This window comes from Parapedobacter defluvii, assembly GCF_014642075.1.
Taxonomy (GTDB): Bacteria; Bacteroidota; Bacteroidia; order Sphingobacteriales; family Sphingobacteriaceae; genus Parapedobacter; species Parapedobacter defluvii.
Map to the genome: position 1 here is coordinate 25,022 of NZ_BMIK01000019.1, position 17,231 is coordinate 42,252.

The 17,231-nt window shown below is 41.8% G+C and carries 13 protein-coding genes; 3 read left to right on the forward strand and 10 right to left on the reverse strand.

The genetic code is table 11. The features are described from left to right. Position 1: 1 nt before the first annotated feature. The 9 genes from IEX60_RS19870 to IEX60_RS19910 form a co-directional block, all read right to left on the reverse strand. A complete protein-coding gene (locus tag IEX60_RS19870) occupies positions 2 to 1,369 on the reverse strand; it encodes a DGQHR domain-containing protein (RefSeq protein ID WP_188753160.1) in 1,368 nt (455 codons plus the stop codon). Beyond that, complete coding sequence (locus IEX60_RS19875) at positions 1,369 to 1,911, reverse strand: hypothetical protein (RefSeq protein WP_188753161.1); 543 nt, start codon at positions 1,909 to 1,911, stop codon at positions 1,369 to 1,371. Before IEX60_RS19875 ends, IEX60_RS19870 begins: the two co-directional genes overlap by 1 nt. A gap of 186 nt (positions 1,912 to 2,097) precedes the next feature. Further along, complete coding sequence (locus tag IEX60_RS19880) at positions 2,098 to 2,550, reverse strand: hypothetical protein (RefSeq protein WP_188753162.1); 453 nt, start codon at positions 2,548 to 2,550, stop codon at positions 2,098 to 2,100. An 11-nt stretch (positions 2,551 to 2,561) separates the two neighbouring features. After that, positions 2,562 to 4,535 carry a coiled-coil domain-containing protein gene (locus IEX60_RS19885; RefSeq protein WP_188753163.1) on the reverse strand — a complete coding sequence of 658 codons (1,974 nt, stop codon included), beginning with the start codon at positions 4,533 to 4,535 and terminating at the stop codon, positions 2,562 to 2,564. Next, positions 4,535 to 4,735 (reverse strand): hypothetical protein, encoded by a 201-nt coding sequence (locus tag IEX60_RS19890; RefSeq protein ID WP_188753164.1) that lies wholly within the window; start codon positions 4,733 to 4,735, stop codon positions 4,535 to 4,537. Before IEX60_RS19890 ends, IEX60_RS19885 begins: the two co-directional genes overlap by 1 nt. A 12-nt stretch (positions 4,736 to 4,747) precedes the next feature. Next, positions 4,748 to 6,793, reverse strand: a complete 2,046-nt coding sequence (locus tag IEX60_RS19895; RefSeq protein WP_188753165.1) for a DEAD/DEAH box helicase family protein — start codon at positions 6,791 to 6,793, stop codon at positions 4,748 to 4,750. 108 nt (positions 6,794 to 6,901) lie between these two features. Beyond that, positions 6,902 to 7,963 carry a PDDEXK nuclease domain-containing protein gene (locus tag IEX60_RS19900; protein WP_229717666.1) on the reverse strand — a complete coding sequence of 354 codons (1,062 nt, stop codon included), beginning with the start codon at positions 7,961 to 7,963 and terminating at the stop codon, positions 6,902 to 6,904. Next, on the reverse strand, positions 7,948 to 8,403 hold the full coding sequence (locus IEX60_RS19905; protein ID WP_188753166.1) for a hypothetical protein: 456 nt from the start codon (positions 8,401 to 8,403) through the stop codon (positions 7,948 to 7,950). The genes IEX60_RS19900 and IEX60_RS19905 overlap by 16 nt, the downstream gene beginning before the upstream one ends. Positions 8,404 to 8,695: 292 nt before the next feature. Next, the gene (locus IEX60_RS19910; RefSeq protein WP_188753167.1) at positions 8,696 to 9,313 is read right to left on the reverse strand and encodes a hypothetical protein; all 618 of its coding nucleotides are present in this window, start codon (positions 9,311 to 9,313) and stop codon (positions 8,696 to 8,698) included. An 892-nt stretch (positions 9,314 to 10,205) separates the two neighbouring features. Here IEX60_RS19910 and IEX60_RS19915 point away from each other — a divergent pair. The 3 genes from IEX60_RS19915 to IEX60_RS19925 all read left to right on the forward strand — a co-directional run bounded on the left by IEX60_RS19915 (position 10,206) and on the right by IEX60_RS19925 (position 16,271). Further along, positions 10,206 to 13,346 carry a SusC/RagA family TonB-linked outer membrane protein gene (locus IEX60_RS19915; RefSeq protein WP_188753168.1) on the forward strand — a complete coding sequence of 1,047 codons (3,141 nt, stop codon included), beginning with the start codon at positions 10,206 to 10,208 and terminating at the stop codon, positions 13,344 to 13,346. 19 nt (positions 13,347 to 13,365) lie between these two features. After that, on the forward strand, positions 13,366 to 14,760 hold the full coding sequence (locus tag IEX60_RS19920) for a RagB/SusD family nutrient uptake outer membrane protein (protein ID WP_188753169.1): 1,395 nt from the start codon (positions 13,366 to 13,368) through the stop codon (positions 14,758 to 14,760). A 134-nt stretch (positions 14,761 to 14,894) separates the two neighbouring features. Beyond that, positions 14,895 to 16,271 (forward strand): TlpA family protein disulfide reductase, encoded by a 1,377-nt coding sequence (locus tag IEX60_RS19925; RefSeq protein WP_188753170.1) that lies wholly within the window; start codon positions 14,895 to 14,897, stop codon positions 16,269 to 16,271. Between the two features lie 85 nt (positions 16,272 to 16,356). Here the strand turns inward: IEX60_RS19925 and IEX60_RS19930 are convergent, their stop codons facing one another. Beyond that, the gene (locus IEX60_RS19930) at positions 16,357 to 17,160 is read right to left on the reverse strand and encodes a MauE/DoxX family redox-associated membrane protein (protein ID WP_188753171.1); all 804 of its coding nucleotides are present in this window, start codon (positions 17,158 to 17,160) and stop codon (positions 16,357 to 16,359) included. Positions 17,161 to 17,231 lie beyond the last annotated feature (71 nt).

Below are 17,231 nucleotides of genomic sequence, written 5' to 3' on the forward strand. Positions count from 1 at the left end.
ATCACCTATTCAATTCAGTCACAAAATTTGCTAGGTATTCTTTTTTATAAGTATTCATAAAATCATCAAAACTATCTGGATTATTAAGATATAAAAGACGTTGGACAATATCTTCTTTTATCTTATTTATACTTCCTGCGCTACCAGTTTTTGCATAAGGTCCATCATTTGTTGAAAAATCGACTTCTTCCAGCCCGGATAAAAATTCTTCATAATTTTCTATTGTTAAATCTTGGATCTTACTCCAATCATTCTTCAGTTCCTTTTTGAATATGATTGGGAATAAAAGATTGAAGACTTTAATGAGAGCACCAATTCCCATTCCTTTAGACAATAAGCTATTGGCTGGGTCTGACCAATCGGGCTTTATCCTCCTAACAGCATTAAAAAATCTAGCTATTGCTCTTACTATTAGAATATGATCCTCTTGATTATTATAATACTTAAGAAATATAGGTGGATAGGAAGAACCCTTTGCTGTAATAGATATGTAGCGAATTAAGGCATCAATCAAAAATGCCTGTGATATAGAAAGCAGTTGTTTTTCTTCTTTGCTTAAGGATTTGTTAGCCTTACCTAACATTTTCACTCTACCAAAGAATGGGCTCTCCTCCAATTCGTTTAGAAGCTTAACGACATTATGCATAAAAGAAAGCTCATCCACTTCTGTAGAAAACTCTCCTGTAAGTTGGTACAACAATGACTTATTAACTGCTTTTTGCTCATAATTGATTGTGTAAAATTGTTTAGCAATTACGGACCTGTCAAACCCAATTATAAAGGCAATGATAAGTTCATACTTATCCCTAATCTCATCATCTGCCTTCTTTAATCCCTCTAATCTATGCTGTCCATCAATGATTAGAATTGAATTACTTATATAAGGCACATACAAACTATACTTGCCTTCATCATTTTCGAGAAAAGAGATATAATTCGGTCTTTTTTTAAAAGATAAGAAATCATCAAATTTATTAGCTTCAGTAATATTCGAATCAGGCCAATCATTGATTAACTCGCAATTTGCAATAATAGTATTTGGGAAGAAAGCATGTTCTTCATTGTTGATGAACTTAGCAATTTTATTAATTCTATCTTCGTTTGGGTCTCGCTGAAAGTCTTCTCTCTCTAAATTTTTTTTATCATGGTTAATTAGATGTTTAAAATATTCATCATCATCAGGGAATGATTTGGCTAATTCTGTATGCTTAGTCAAATCATATCTTGCTGGTCTTACAGTATACAATTCAAGAAAATCCCTCGCCTGAATTTTGCCTATAAAAAAAGACTCATTCTTTTGCAGCACTTCTTCTAAATCAATCTTTAGAAAGCGCTCTTCTTCATTTATTGTAAGGATTTCTGTTTTCATTATAAACCTCCTTTTTCCGCAAGGTTCTTCAAATTGGCATATTCCTCTTCTCCTTTATAGTTGAGTAACTTCATCCATATAGCAATCAAATTATCATTATCAGTAAAATTTGATTGTATAGCAGTAATTATTCGTCCAATAAAAATGGAAAAAAAACATAAAATAAAGAAAGACAACACATACCACTTTACTACTGTTTCTTTTGCATCCAATAATGTCCCTGCTTGTACAAAATAAAAAATACCTCCTATGAAAGTTAGCATAATAGCCCAAAGTCTTAATTTAGTTCTCACAGATTCGATATCACCAGTAACATTCTTCAAAAACTCTGGTGGTATTTTATTTTCATTTAATTTTTCACTTAGTAAAGAGGAACTTGTCCTTATAACGTTTATTCCAAGCAAACTTAAGGCTCCAGTTATGCTTAGTTCATAAAATGACTTGGTAAAATTTACCTTATGAAAATGCGCACTAAGTAATGTTAATAGATAAGGGGAATAAATTATTACAATAGGTATTATCAAATTGTTTGCGTACCACATAATGCTCTTCTTTTTATTCGATGATAACGCTACCGTAATCGTTACGAATTCGTTTCGAGTAAATAAGAGCATCCAGAAAAAAAATCTTTTCAAATTGAACAAACACTTTGTAACGAACAAACCTATTTCAGAATACGTTTGTTTAATCTTATCTGTAAAAGATTTCCAACTCATATTGATATGTGTCTACGTATTCAAAAACTGATAATACTCCACCAAAAAACCATCTAATGTACGAGGCGGCTCTAAGAATTGGTTTTGCAATTCCCTAAACCCGCCATAAGCATAACGGTTCATCTCTCTCATACCTTCTTCGCTCAGCCCGGTTGCAGAAATGGGATCGATAAGACGTGTTAGCTGCTTATTAAGGGCTGAGCGTTCTTCTAAGGAAATCCCCAAACTTTTAAGTTCCGCATTGAGAAACATGGCAATTATCAAATGACGGTTCGGTTTGTATTCATTTGGAAATTGCTGCACGAACTCCGTGGTTTCAGCATTGGGCAAGCTCTGTTTTTTCCCTTTTGAAATGCCCAGTACAAGACAGAAGTAATAACTGTCAAACTCAAGTTCAAAACCACTGTTCTTATGCTGGATATGCTTGAACCATTGTTTTGCTTTATCAGGAATTCTGAATGCCATGGCTATAAAAATTATTCTTGTCTATCTGTGTGAAAGGCTGAAAAATAGGTTTGTCCGCTTACCCAAATTCCATCTTCACTTTCTCTATATCCACTGACGGACCTGGCAGAGGCTTCTAAAGCTTTATCCCCTTTTTTAAAGAGTGTAAGAAAATAAATGCTTTCGCTTGCCGCCTGGGACAATGGGGCTACAAACCCATCCCGCTCACTGGATATCGTGAATGCTATAAATTGGTCTCCTAATTTGGGAATCAACCTTGCTATTTCCGGACGAATCTGTAAGTCAATAGAACCCGTAGGACTATCTACTACTGACGGCAAATTGTGCGTGGCACTGGATAACAAAGAAGAAAGAAAGGCATAGCCAACAGTAAGCGTTTCACCTACGCTACCGGCCTCTTTTTCTACTAACCGCAAGCATTTGTCAATAGAAGCTATTCGGATATCATTATTTGGCATCAAGACTTTTATTTTTTCGTTGGCATCCGCGCATACGTCTTCACTTAAAGCCCGCCTTGCATAAATCAAAGCATTATCCAAAATGCGACATAAGACATCCCTTTTGGCCTTTTGGGAAATCGTACCAGTGGCCTCGGCTAAATCAGCGTTTGCTTTTTTTAGTTTTTCGTTCAAATTGTCGACGTTCCAACTGGAATCGGACATGTCTGTTTTATCGTAGTACTTTTCAATTTTTGTTTCCAGCTTTATTTTTTGTTCCTTTAGTTGGTCGATGCGCTCGTTGATTTGCTTTATTTGGGGGTCGTTTTGGCCTGCCAGATGCTTAATGGCATCCAATTTTTGCCTCGCCAAGATTTCGGCATGTTGTGCACCGTCAATTTCCTGCATCAATTGCTCAAGCTTTGTTTCTGCAGCAGAAAGATTACTGTTAGCTATTCGATCTTTTATATCCGATTTCATGGCATTGAGCACGGCTACTTCTTCAGAGCCAAGATATTTTTTTGCACCATCCCTGATTACCTTTTGGATCGCAGGATCTATTTCCCTACCACAAATACAATGAGGTTCATCCGCTATCTCTTCAAAAAACTCGCGAGCTGCAATACCCGGTAGTTTCACTTTATCAAGGCTGTCTTTTAAGAAAACGATATTTTGAGCAAGTGAAGCTGATAATTCCGCGGGATTTTTCATCAAAAGTGCGATGTCTTTTGCCTTTTCGGAAACCAACTGAATTGTTGAACTAAGATTGGCTTCTGCATCGGCAAGAGCCTTTTTATCCGTGTCGCTTTTGTTTATTTCCTGCTGAAATTCGTTTTCGAGTCGTTGTATCTCTTTATTAATATCTTCCAGTTGTCCCTCTTCGCCGCTTTTGATTGACTTGACCTCATCAATACGAGCTTTGAGTGCTTCAACTTTGTTTCTTCGCTGTGTAAATTCTCGTTGACTTCCTTTAGAACCGGCATTATTTGCCAATGTATTCCAATACTCGTCGATACGGTCTTTCATTCGCTGTAAGAATAGAAGCTGATACATCTCTTCGATCGCTTTTTGTGCATTGGTATGCTCTGGGTTAAGCAGGTTGGCGGCCAGTTCTCCATCGAACATGAGTAGATTGACGAAATCAGGTTTTAAAACACTGGTTAGTCCCACAGGGGGATTGAACCCACTATCCATACCGTGAGGCCCAGTAGTGATGTAATTAACTGCTCCTTCATTTGAAAAGTCAAAATCAAGCACTATGGTCAACCTTTTATGTTTGGCATACAGGAGTTTAAGTTCGAATTGACCGTGTAGCGTTTGTTTATTCTTACGGAACTGTTGAGGTTTGTCAAAATTGTCCTCCCATATCTTAGGACCAGCCAATGCAGCGCGAAGTAATTTTAATGTTGTGGTTTTTCCTGTACCATTGGGCATTTGAATCAGTGCGATTTTATGCACCCTATTGTCTCCTTTCTCAAAGGAAATATCATGGTCTGGACACCTTAACCCTTTAGCTGACCAACCCAATATTTTAAAGTCAACCGCCATTATTCTTCAGGATTTTGAGGTACTATCGTGTTTTCAAAACAAAGAGAGCTTCTTGGTGTATAAGATCCTGGATCAGCGATATCCGCATCTCCTTCGGTAAGAGCCTCCATCCAAGCCTTGATTTTCATCGCTAAGAGAGGAGACTGTCCTTCTTCTTGCACGGCGTTCTCTATTGCTTGTTTGATTTTTCCATTTAACATAGGTTTTTAATTTTAGTTGTCCGGCCTTATAGTCGAAAGATGTTGTAAAAATGCCTGACGCTCTTCGTCTGTATTCATATGGCCTTTGTTTTCTTTATCATCGCTCCGTATAAAATCCACTACGTTGGCAATCTTTTCTGGATTGTGAGGATCGGTGCGTAAACATCGGCCAATGCGTTGAATGGTCTCAAGTTTTGCTTTCGAAGAAGATAAGAGAATAACATTTTGGAGAGACTGGATATCTATTCCTTCAGATAAGCGATGACATGTAAGTAAGCATTCTATCTCTCCCTTCGAAAACCTACTTAATACATTTGAGTCATCTTCGTTAAAGTAAGTATGAAAGACACTATGATGTTTGTGTATTATTTCCAGAATTTCTTCTCCATACTCTTTGGTTTCTACAAAAACAATACACCTTTCCAACATTGCCGGATGTTTAGCGATGAAACTCCGAAATGCGACTACTTTTCCTTCGGCTGTTTTATAAACTCTCGCTAGTTCGTTCCAAAAATCCTCATCGCTCACTGGATTACCGGCCTTTTCTCGGGCTGCTTTTCTTTTGTGTACATCCCGCAGCCGTGTTTTGTCTTTCCCTGTTAAACGATATTGAACTGGGAAATAATTGAATGGAGCAAGAATACCTTTTCTAATCGCATCTTCTAACGTAAACTCAAAAATAACGGGACCAATATGATCAAATATGAACTGGGTTCCGTAATCATCGTATTCCCGCTCTGGTGTAGCACTCAGCCCAAGCCGGTATCGTATATGATGGGATAGATTAATAAGTCGTTCTCTATTCCCTTCACTTCCTAATTTATGGACTTCATCGTGAATCAGTAATGTGCGATTGGCCGCCTCAACGTTTAACTTTGCTATACCTAAATGGAGTTGTAACCGTGATGTCAGTAAAATCCTATGTCGAGGATTGATTCTAAACTTATCACTTTCTTTCCGACCGCCATATTGTCTAAGAATACCCCAAGATAAATTGGAGTCAGTTATCAGTTTTAATAATTCTCGATACCACTGATGCAACAAGTCTGTTCCATCACATGAGATAATAATACTATCAACGTGGCTTTGATTAATTAACTGCTTGCAAATGCGCAAAGACGTGCGTGTTTTTCCTGTGCCGGTCGCCATGTTAAGAACCCCACGTTCATGTTTCAAGAAAGCAGCAATAGCATCATCTTGATGTTGCCATTTGTTAGGTATTTCAATATTGTCTGTTTCAGCGTTTGCCGCCTGATCCCTTTTTAGTCGCTGAATGATCGTTTCCAACTTCTGCTTGAACACTTCGGGTGTTGTACTATGTTCCATTACCTCTTTAGCCAACTCACATTCCATTTCTATTAATTCCTTTAAAGGTTTTTTGGGAAATTTCTGGTGAATTATTGTTTTTACTTGTTCTATTGGAATGACTCTCACGGCAGAAGACTGCCCGTTCCAAGTTCTTTCAAAAAGTTGAACCATTTTATCAATTCGTTCACGAGTGTAGCTGCTTTCATTCCAAGAGTATTCACACCAAATGTTTTCCACATTGTACTGCAAAGCGTACTGCGAAAAATTAAGAGAGCCACTGAAAGCAGCTTGATCACCTCTCTCATCAGTAAAGACACCGAACTTATGGTGCACAATACCTACTTTATTCTTGGCAGGCACTATGGCGATTATTTGTAGTCGGTTTGAAGAAATGAGCCAAGAAAGGCAATTAAAGAAATGTTGATTTCGCTTGGTTAGTGTGGTGGTAAGTTTGTTTAGATCGTCCAAAAGTTCCTGTTCATACTCCTCATCAGACTGTTCTTGCAAACCCCTCACTATTGCATTTTTATCTTTTTCTGCTAAACTATCGTTGATGATAAACCGCATAGAACCACCTCGTTGTAGAAATGAAGCAAACCCAAGAGCTAGAGAGCTAAATCCCGTTGATCGGAAATAGCCAAGCGCCAAATCAAATTGGGAGCCATTCGTAAGTCCATCAAACATGAATCCGCTAGGTTCGTCATCATCACCAGATGTGTATAATAGCTTGAAGTCTGCGTCCCTAAGCATGATAAATCTGTATTTTGTTTTGCTCAATCACATATTAAGCAGCACCTATTACTCTTTTGATGTCTATTTATCGCCGTTTGTTCAGATACCACAAATTGTAATATCCAACTATTTTAACTTTTTCATTGCCGATTCCAATTCCTCGATTGTTGGCATTTCGCTTTTCAGTTTCTTAGGAAGTTGATAATCGGCTACGCCTAATGGTGACTCGATGCCCTTGAGCGAATATCTGATAATTGTTTCGTTAGGGGTCTTGCAGAGCAATACACCAATGGTCTGCTTGTCTTCTTTGCTTTTGATTTGTTCGTCTATGGCGTTGACATAGAAGTTGAGCTTTCCCGCATATTCAGGTTTGAAATCACCGATTTTCAACTCAAACACAACAAAACAGTGGAGGTGGAAATTATAGAACAGTAAGTCCAAATAAAAATCTTCGTTTCCTATTTGCAAGTGGTACTGATTGCCCACATATGCAAAACCTTTTCCTAATTCTAATAGGAATTTCCGGATGTGCTGTACCAAGGCTTTCTCCAACTCACGTTCTTGAATGTCTTCACCAATTCCCAAAAAGTCAAAAAGGTATGGGTTCTTTAGGGTATCCTTGGCGAGATCAGACTGTGGTTTGGGTAGCGTCCGCTCAAAGTTGGTGATAGCTTGCCCTTGGCGTTCATGGAGTCTATTTTCTATTTGTAAAGCCAATACATCTTTACTCCATCCATTCTCCAAAGTTTTCCGTATATAATACATCCTTATATTCGCATCTTTTACCCTATCTAATATGACTGTATGGTGCGACCAGGGAATTTGTGCAACCGGCAGTTGCATAAATTCATCACCCTGTTTTTCAGCACTTTTCAATTGTGCAACCGGTGGTTGCACAAATTCCGAATAGGCGTCGGCAAAAGCTCTCATGTATTTCAGGTTCCGCACAGAAAAACCTTTGATATCCGGAAATTCGCTTTTTAAGTCAGCAGATAATCGATCTATTACCTTTGCACCCCAACCTGCTTCCATAATTTGTTTTGAAATGATACTGCCGATGTACCAATACAATTCCAGCATCTCGGTGTTTACCGCTAATGCTGCTCGCTGTTGTGCATGTCGGATTCTCTCCTTTAGCTCACCAAGCAATTGAATATAAGTATTGTCTATACTCATGAGAAAATCCAATTCGCAAGCTTTGACTGCTTATTGTTATTCCACTTGGGGAACCTACCGTGATTGTCTATATATTCCGATTTCATCGTATCTATCACATCCTCAGGGTTATCTTGGTATGTTTCATCATAAGTAACCCACCATTTAATCGTTACTTCATCGATATTTTCAGAAACAAGCTTTTGGTGAATTCTTTGTCGACCTACTCCGGGCAACTTACCTCCTGTTATTCTTCCCCAAAGGCCACCCCCATCGGCTTCACGTACTTTCGGCTCATCTGAATTAGCTCTTACCAAGCCAGAGCAACTTATATATAGAACTTCATCTCCGCGAAGTACAACATACACGCCCCTACCGTCTTTCGGGGCATCGCATCTTTTAGAATGACTTTGCCCTTTTCCCAAAGGATATTCTCCGTGAATTTTATATTTATTAAGGAATTCAAACATCATTTAGGTTTTTATATCTAATCAGTTAATAATCTTCGGTTGTGTTATTCATCGCCTACTTTGCTATACATTATCTCAAATTTAATCCTCCAACCTGATCCCTCTTTCCGGTTTCCGTAATTTCAAAACTGTTAGCGAGGTATCACATCTTGTGATACCATTAATCCTTAATTCGATACTGGATTTTCTTCATCTTCCAACTATTCATCCCCAACCTTCTTTAGTGCTTTTTCAATCATCTCCGGCTTAATTTATAACTAATTGGTAATCAAAAATGATAAACACCCTTTCATTCTTAATTTCTCTTCTTTTTTTGAACTCCTTTTAGCCATTCTTCGCCAACATTCTCCTTAGCTTTATCTAAAACGAGGGGGTCAACACTCTTTACTATTTCATAAATAGCTTCTCTATGTTTTTTGCCGTCCTTATCTATATAGTAGCGTGATGTTTTGGTATTCTTTACAATTCCTTTCAGTAGACCTTTGCCCCAATCAATAGATTTATCCTTATTGGCTGGAGATGGAAGCGATGGGATGATTTCAGAATTGGTGAATTTATGGCCGATAGGAAAGTCATTTATCAGTATCGTAACATAGCTTGCTTTGTTCTTTGTACCTTTAGAGCCAACCCTGTTTCCGCTATTCTCCTTATTTTGAATGTAGTTCTGCGTGGCTTTAGGCAAATCTTCCAGTGCCGGAATAGCGATATCTTCTTTTTTGAATTCACAGTACTCGATGCCATATATCAATGGATATGCCTCTGCAAGTTCCAGAGTGAGTGTACGTGAACCTAGCTCTAAACCTTTATATTTTAGATTTTTGTTCGATAAGAATGCATCAATTTCTTCTTCACTAAGACCAAAATGAAGTCTGAATAACTTACTTTTCTCTATGAATCTCTCCTCGTTGGTCATTGTTTTAAAATAGATATATTAAAATATTTGCATTTCTAATTATTTGTTGCTATACTTGTTGCGTATTTAAGCGAATAAGTTAAGCGGGAGTATTTCCTGCTTATTACGATGTTTGCTCGCCCACATTCCGCCAGAATAGCCCGCGAGTTAAACCTTGAGTTCGCCGATTGCTGGATTTGTCATATATTTACCATATGTAAGTCCAGCGGGGCGGCCTCTTGATAAACTTGAGGGTTCCTATGTTCTCTGAACGTAGGCGGTCTGGCGGCCGAAAAGTGGTCAAGCTAAAAGAGGTTCGTCTTGCTGGCATTTCTGTTAATAGCCAATTAATAAGTCTTCCTCTACGCTTGCCGAGTGACCATCGTTTTCATAATAGACTATCTAAATGATGAAAACGAAAAAACCAGACCCAAAAGCTACCCACTACCGCAACTTAGGAGGTGATCGACAGCACTCTTCCTCGCAACTGCGCAACACCTCATTAAAATCTAATACAAAGAACATAATCAGTCCGCCAGACTGAGGATAAACCAAGGTATCTATCGGACAGCAAAAGCAAAGCGTTAGGCTGCGCTTGCCACTGGCATAAAATACCACTGGCCGCTACCCGATAGTACCGACCCTGCGCCATAAGGAAACTGCATCGTTTGCTTTAGGTGAGGTACGGTTGTTTGCCTCGGTCAATAAATCAGTCATGCTAAAGGTAAGCGCTTATCTCCACATACGCAAATTTTGCTGAATTTTCCTGTTGGCGTCGCGGTCGGTTTTTGAAACAACTTTTCTTAAACCACTCATAACCAATGAACAAATGAAGCGAAATTTACGCTTAAAGACTTGCTATACCCAAATTATTCGTATCTTTAGATGCCCAAAACCAACATATAGCAGCCTGTTGGCTGTCTTAACGATCATGTGTTTGGAAGCCCGCGCGCAGTCCCCGGAACAATCCGGGGCTGCGATGTCGGGCATTGTTACTGACACTGCAAACGCACCGGTTGAAGGGGCCACCATTACCATAAAAGGTACGCGTGTAAAAGCGATCACCAATAGTAACGGCCAATTTAAACTCAGATCGCCAACCACGTCCGGAGTTTTAATAGTCAGTTATCTCGGCTACCAAACAGTCAACGTAGAATTTGCCGAAAATACCGCCAAACCGTTACACCTCGTTCTTATTCCCAATGAAAACTTGTTGCAAGAGGTGGAGGTATCTACCGGATATCAAACCATACCCAAGGAGCGAGCCACGGGCAGCTTCGTGCAGATAGACAATGAACTACTGAATAGAAGTGTGTCTACCAATATTCTTGACAGGCTTAAAGGCGTGACAAGTGGGGTGCTGTTTGACCAAACCACGGGTAACTCCACAGGCTTCAGCATCAGGGGAAGAAGCACCATTTTTGCAAACACCGAACCACTTATTATCGTCGATAACTTTCCCTACGACGGTGACCTCAGCACCATCAATCCCAATGACGTTGAGAGCGTAAGCATTTTACGCGATGCTGCCGCTGCGTCCATCTGGGGCGTGAGGGCCTCAAATGGTGTGGTGGTCATTACCACCAAGTCGGGGCGGCTAAATGAGCCGATAAAAATAAACGTTAATAGCAACGTTACAGTAGGAGAAAAACCAAGGTTGTATTCCGCTCCCCAACTCGGCCCACGGGATATTGTAGAATTAGAGCAGTTTTTATATGAGAAAGGTGCATATACCAATGCCATAGCGAGGTCTTACACCTATATCTCGCCTGTGGTACAAATCCTTTCCGACCGAGACCGGGGTCTGATCTCCGAGGCGGAAGCTTCACAGCAGATAATGGCACTGCAAGCCCACGATATGCGCGATGACCAAATGAAGTACTACTATCGCAACACATGGAAACAGCAGTATGCCCTTAGTATCAGTGGTGGAGGCAGGCAAAACCGGTATTACCTGTCTGCGGGGTACGATAAAAACCTGCAAGAACTGGTAAGCAACAGCAACGACCGGCTAACGATAAATGCGCAGAATACCTATTTCCTCCTCAACAATAGGTTGCAGGCTTCCGCCGGGATAAACCTATCTGTTGCCAACACCATCACGCATAGCGGCAACATCCTGAATACGGCAAACATGCGGGCATATACCAGACTTGCCGATGAGCAAGGTAATCACCTAGCCGTTCCTACATACAAACAGGCTTGGTTGGATACCGTTGGTGCGGGTAGGTTATTGGATTGGACATGGAAACCGCTTGATGAATTGGAGCGCAGCAATAACAACCGGAAGCTAACCAACTACCTGCTCAACCTGAACCTTGCCTACAAACTAATGGACGGTTTGGACCTCGCGGTAAAATACCAGTATGACAACGGAGCTACCGAAATCAATGACTTGTCGGTTTTGGAATCGTACTACACCCGTAACATGATCAACACGTTCTCACAGATAGACGCCCAAACGGGTGAGGTAGTCAGACCCGTCCCCTTGGGAGATATCTTATCGCGCGGAAACATGGCGTACCAATCCCACCAACTGAGGGGACAGATTTCTTTTGACCGAAAATTGGGATTACACGACATCACAGCCATCGCGGGCGCGGAAGTAAAGGATTATAACCAGGAATCTAATTTTGTTACGCTCTACGGGTATGACCAAAACCTCGGTACGGTGGCAAACATAGACCACGCAAACCAATACCGGAATTTCGTAACCGGCAGTAATACCAGAATTGGAGGCAGCCCCTCGCAATCCGGCGCTACAGACCGATATGTCTCCATGTTTGCCAACGCACTGTACACGTACCGCGAACGATACAGCTTCTCGGCCAGTGCAAGACGGGACGAGTCGAATATCTTCGGCGTAAAAGCCAACCAAAAGGGTGTACCCTTATGGTCGTTGGGTGCCAGCTGGGCAATAAGCAAAGAGGAGTTTTTTGCCCTGCCCTGGGTAACGGACCTGAAACTCCGGATTACCAATGGCTATAATGGAAACGTGGATAAGACACTATCTGCCTATGTAACCGCACAAGCTTCTTCTCGTAACTCTTTCGGCGGTCAGATGGCCACACTTGTGAATCCGCCCAATCCGTCACTGCGTTGGGAAAAAGTAAACATGACCAACCTCGCGGTTGACTTTGTCCTTTTCGGGAATCGCCTGAGTGGGTCTTTGGAATATTATTACAAAAAAGGAAAGGACATTATTGGGAGCAGCCCGCTACCCCCGTCTACGGGTATCATTACATTCAGGGGAAATTCTGCTGATATATCCGGAAATGGCGTGGATGTTTCATTGACTTCCCGCAATATCGCCCGAACGAATTTTAGCTGGCAAACAACCTTCCTGCTCAGCAGAACCACGGATAAAATCGATGACTATAAGGCAAACACCACGCCATTGGGTTTCCATGTCGGGTATCCTTACAATGGTCTTTTTACGTTCCGTTGGGCGGGCCTCGATCCGGAAAATGGCGACCCCAGAGGGTATTTGAATGGAGCGGTCAGTTCCGATTGGGGTAGCATTGCAAACACGGACAGCTTGGGCGACAACATTGTATACAACGGCTCCCGTACACCGGTGTATTTCGGCAGCTTGCGCAACAGCTTGAGCGTGGGCAACTGGTCGTTTTCTTTTAACTTAATTTATAAACTGGGCCACTATTTCGTTGCACCCACGGTAAACTATGGTTCACTGTATTCACTGTCATTAAGCCATATAGATTATAACCGCCGCTGGAAGCAGCCGGGCGATGAAGCAATTACCATCATCCCTTCTGCAGCATATCCGGCAAACTTTGCCAGGGATAATTTCTTCACAAATGCCGATGTACTGGTTCAAAATGGCGCACAACTCCGTTTACAGGATATCCAGGTAACCTATGACTTCCGTATAGGGAAATCTACCCACCCGTTAAATACCCGACTGTGCAGCATTTACCTATATGCGAATAACCTGGGTTTGGTTTGGAAGGCAAACAGGCAAGGACTCGATCCGGAATACCTTGACCTTGCGCCGCAAAGGTATCTTTCGCTTGGATTTAAAACCTCATTCTAACTCTAAAACATACCATATCATGAAACAACTGATACTAGCCGCCGGTATACTGGTTTTCTGCGGATGCAACAAGGGTGAGTTTTTAGATAAAAAACCGCAAACATCCCTCCTCGTGCCAACGAAATTGGAAGACTTCGAAAAACTGCTGGACAATTACTCGATCATCAATGTATCGGGAAAGCTCGGGGAGATTTCTTCAGACAATATCTACATCGAAAACGAACAGACCTGGGCAGCTTTATACACGCCGGATGAGCGGAATGCCTATATCTGGGCACCCGACCTTTTTGAAGGAATGGGTAACATCAACGATTGGGTATTTCCGTATCGACAAATCCTATATGCTAATATCGTACTCGAAGGGTTAGAAAAGATCACCCCGGTAGCGGCTACACAAGCTGATTACGACCGCATAAAAGGATGGGCGCTGTTTACTAGAGGACATGCGTTGTTCAATTTAGCACAGCATTTTGCACCGGTTTATCACAAACAAAACGCTTCGGGGTTGTTGGGGCTGCCCATACGGCTTGAGGCCGATGTGACGGCTCCCTCAAAACGGGCCAATCTGGAGCAAACTTATCAGCAAATCCTCTCAGACGTACTGGCCGCAACAGAGTACCTGCCTTACAAAGCACCGGGTATAGATCGCAACCGCCCGTATAAAAATGCGGCCCAAGCCCTTCTATCGCGCATTTACCTAAGTATGGGCTTATATGAAGAGTCACTGAAATTCGCCGAATACGCTTTGGACGCCTATGATAAACTGATCAACTTTTCAGATTTGGATACCACAAGCAACGCTCCCATCTCTAAAGAAAACGAGGAAGTGCTATATTCCTGCCTCCCCTCCAGCGCGCAAAGTTTGCTATTTGCGGTATCCCGAGGCACACCGAATGCGCTTGCAGATACGGCACTATTTGCTTCCTACCACGAAAATGATTTGCGGAAAAAGGTACTGTACCGCATCCTGCCGGCAAACGGCAAACCGGTGTTCAAAGCTTCTTATACCGGTACTACCAGTGCATTTACAGGTATTGCTAATGATGAGCTTTACCTCACCAAGGCAGAATCACTCGTAAGGTTAGGCAAATACGAGGAAGGAATAGAAACCTTAAATAAGTTGTTGATGACGCGTTGGAAACCAGACACCTTTCTGCCGTATGAGGTAACAACCGAGGAGCAGATGATAACGGACATATTAACCGAACGACGTAAAGAACTACCGTTTAGGGGTCTGAGGTGGATGGATCTGAGGCGTCTAAACGCAGCCGGTTATAACTGGCAGATCAAAAGGGTACTAGACGGAAAACAATATGTTTTGCCGCCAAACAGCCCTTTGTATGTGCTACCCATACCTCCAGACGAATTGCTCTTGAGCAAAATCGAGCCAAACAACAGAGCGTCAACAAACTAAAAAACAAAACCATGCTACAAATAAAGAGAACGATTTCGTGCCTCGTGCTATTTTTTACCTGCACACTTTCTGGGGTTGCGGGCCAGCAATACCCAGTCAGAAAGACAGCGATAACCATAAAGCTATCGCAACCAGTGAGATCCGACTCCTTACAGTTGATTGTATTCGGACACAGCTATTTGGAAGGCCTCCCAACTATCCATCAAGTGGATATGCTTACGACAACCGAACCGGTAGCAGACGGCATATGCCATTTTGTTGTAGACCTTGAGGCTACTCCCCATTACTACCTGATTAAAGAAAACCAAGGCAGCTTCATTGAAAGTAAACACATTGTATTACGCAAAAACATCCTTACAGGCGGCGACGACGTTTTAATCCAAATAGGCGGCGACAGTACGCTTGATTTTTCCGGTAAAGGAGCACGGAAGATGGTGCGATTTAACGAGCTACCCCTATGGTGCAGCCGTGAAGAGCAATCCATTTCCAAAGAGATTGCCGCCCCCGTGTTTCCAAATAAAGAACTGACCTATGTTTACCATTATTTCGAACAAACAAACCGGCTCTCCAAATTATGGATGAACAGACTAGCGGATGAAAAGCCTCTCTATTCAGACGAGGAATACCAGCTGCTGCTAGCCGATGGAGTCAGTTATATCCAGAAGTCGCTGATTTTTGCCGTCGAAGTGAAAGCGCTTTTAAACAAGTCATTCAGTCGTGATGAAATAGGCCAAATAACAAAGCTGATGGACCAAAAAATCATCGACCTGAGGAGTTCTGTTTCAGAGTCGATACTAGCACGTTCGGACAACTGGATAAAATTTATGGACAAATGGATTTCCGTAGATCAAAAATTGAAGCATGACCGTTCGTTTTCAAAGTACGATTATTTGAAGAAAAACTACTCCGGCGGTATCCGGGATAAGCTGACCATGCTTTATCTGATCAAAAACGCGAAATACGTTGCCAACGTAGACAGCTTGGCCCAAGATTTCATAGCGACATCACAAGATGAATCCTATACGGAGTTGCTGTCACAGGTAATGCATGGCCGTACCAAAGGAAAAAAAGCCAAAGACTTTTCACTTTTCGATCAATATGGCAATCAGGTAAAACTAACTGATTTCTACGGTAAAGTTGTTTTCCTCGATTTCTGGTTTCCGGGCTGCTTTCCTTGCATGAAATACTTTGCTGAAACCATTAGCTACGCAGAAGAAAAGTTCAAACATAACCCCGATGTAATTTTCATTTCCATCGGAATCTGTAGCGACAAAGGGAAATGGATGGATGCTTTGCAAACAAACAAATACACGTCTCCATCCGCCATCAATCTGTTTACAGGTGAAGCGGGTTGGAACCATCCCGTAATTATGGATTATGCGATAACGAGTGCACCCACACCAATGGTGATAGACAAAAGCGGCCATATTTTTTCGACAAATTCAAATGAACTGGGCAAGGGAAATAAGGAAAAACTAATTGAAACCATAGACAACTGTTTGGCACAATAAAAATAAAGGGTGGCTTATTTGACAAGGCCACCCTTATTCACAAGAGAATCATTATCACACCCAAATGAATTGAAAACTTACTCCATTAGTTTTCAATAAGCTCGAAATGTTCGTCTTGAGGCTCAGACGGATAATCCACTTCTGAATCATTGTAGGTCCCGTCTTCGTTGGGCATAGCATCCTCCTTTAGAGTGCCGGTACAGACATCCCCTGTGGAAAAACAATCCCAAGTATCCTCTTTGTCATTTGGATCTACAATTATCCACCTATTTGGCGCCAAACGCCCCACCAACTCTCCATCCATGTGTTTTGAACTTACAGTGGTAAACGCACTGAACCCGATTGTTACCGCAGCCACCATCATCCCGAAGATGGCTTTCTTGATTTTTGAATTTATAGCTTTCATAGCTGTAAGAATTTTATGTTTAACATTTACCTTGTAATGATACAGCAGCAACCCAGCGGCCAAGGCAATGAAACCGCAATTGAATAACAGGTGCTGCCCCCAGGTGAGTTTTTCAATGGCACCGCCGCAATGGCAGGGAAGTTTCTCTGCAAAAAGCAGCATGAAGCCGATGTAAACCGTGAAGATCACCATCAGACCCAACGCTCCCCATAGTGCCAGCCGGTTGGTATCCGGCCAGATCAGCAGTAACGCCACCAACGCCTCGGCGCCCAGCACGCCCCATGCTACCTCCTCGGAATACGTACCAACCAAAGGTATTTTCGCGATGCCTCGTGCAAAAGCGTCAACAGCTATCGCTTTATGATAAACCGTATACAGAAAGAGTATGACAAAAAGTAAAGATAATCCGTAAGCCAGCATTTCTTTGGCGGCAGTGCCGAGCCGGAGGCGCGATACTTGCATATAACGGATAATATGTGCCATTGCTTTGTTTTTTGATAATGCGATTGATTACTCACCGACTGCTGTTGCAGTTCCCGGCCCTCGGCCGGAAA

What these genes read in the sequence shown, in the direction of transcription:
- IEX60_RS19930 (WP_188753171.1), bottom strand. Translation starts at nt 17,160, where the DNA reads ATGGCACATATTATCCGTTATATGCAAGTATCGCGCCTCCGGCTCGGC.
- IEX60_RS19875 (WP_188753161.1), bottom strand. Translation starts at nt 1,911, where the DNA reads ATGTGGTACGCAAACAATTTGATAATACCTATTGTAATAATTTATTCC.
- IEX60_RS19905 (WP_188753166.1), bottom strand. Translation starts at nt 8,403, where the DNA reads ATGATGTTTGAATTCCTTAATAAATATAAAATTCACGGAGAATATCCT.
- IEX60_RS19920 (WP_188753169.1), top strand. Translation starts at nt 13,366, where the DNA reads ATGAAACAACTGATACTAGCCGCCGGTATACTGGTTTTCTGCGGATGC.
- IEX60_RS19895 (WP_188753165.1), bottom strand. Translation starts at nt 6,793, where the DNA reads ATGCTTAGGGACGCAGACTTCAAGCTATTATACACATCTGGTGATGAT.
- IEX60_RS19910 (WP_188753167.1), bottom strand. Translation starts at nt 9,313, where the DNA reads ATGACCAACGAGGAGAGATTCATAGAGAAAAGTAAGTTATTCAGACTT.
- IEX60_RS19885 (WP_188753163.1), bottom strand. Translation starts at nt 4,535, where the DNA reads ATGGCGGTTGACTTTAAAATATTGGGTTGGTCAGCTAAAGGGTTAAGG.
- IEX60_RS19890 (WP_188753164.1), bottom strand. Translation starts at nt 4,735, where the DNA reads ATGTTAAATGGAAAAATCAAACAAGCAATAGAGAACGCCGTGCAAGAA.
- IEX60_RS19870 (WP_188753160.1), bottom strand. Translation starts at nt 1,369, where the DNA reads ATGAAAACAGAAATCCTTACAATAAATGAAGAAGAGCGCTTTCTAAAG.
- IEX60_RS19880 (WP_188753162.1), bottom strand. Translation starts at nt 2,550, where the DNA reads ATGGCATTCAGAATTCCTGATAAAGCAAAACAATGGTTCAAGCATATC.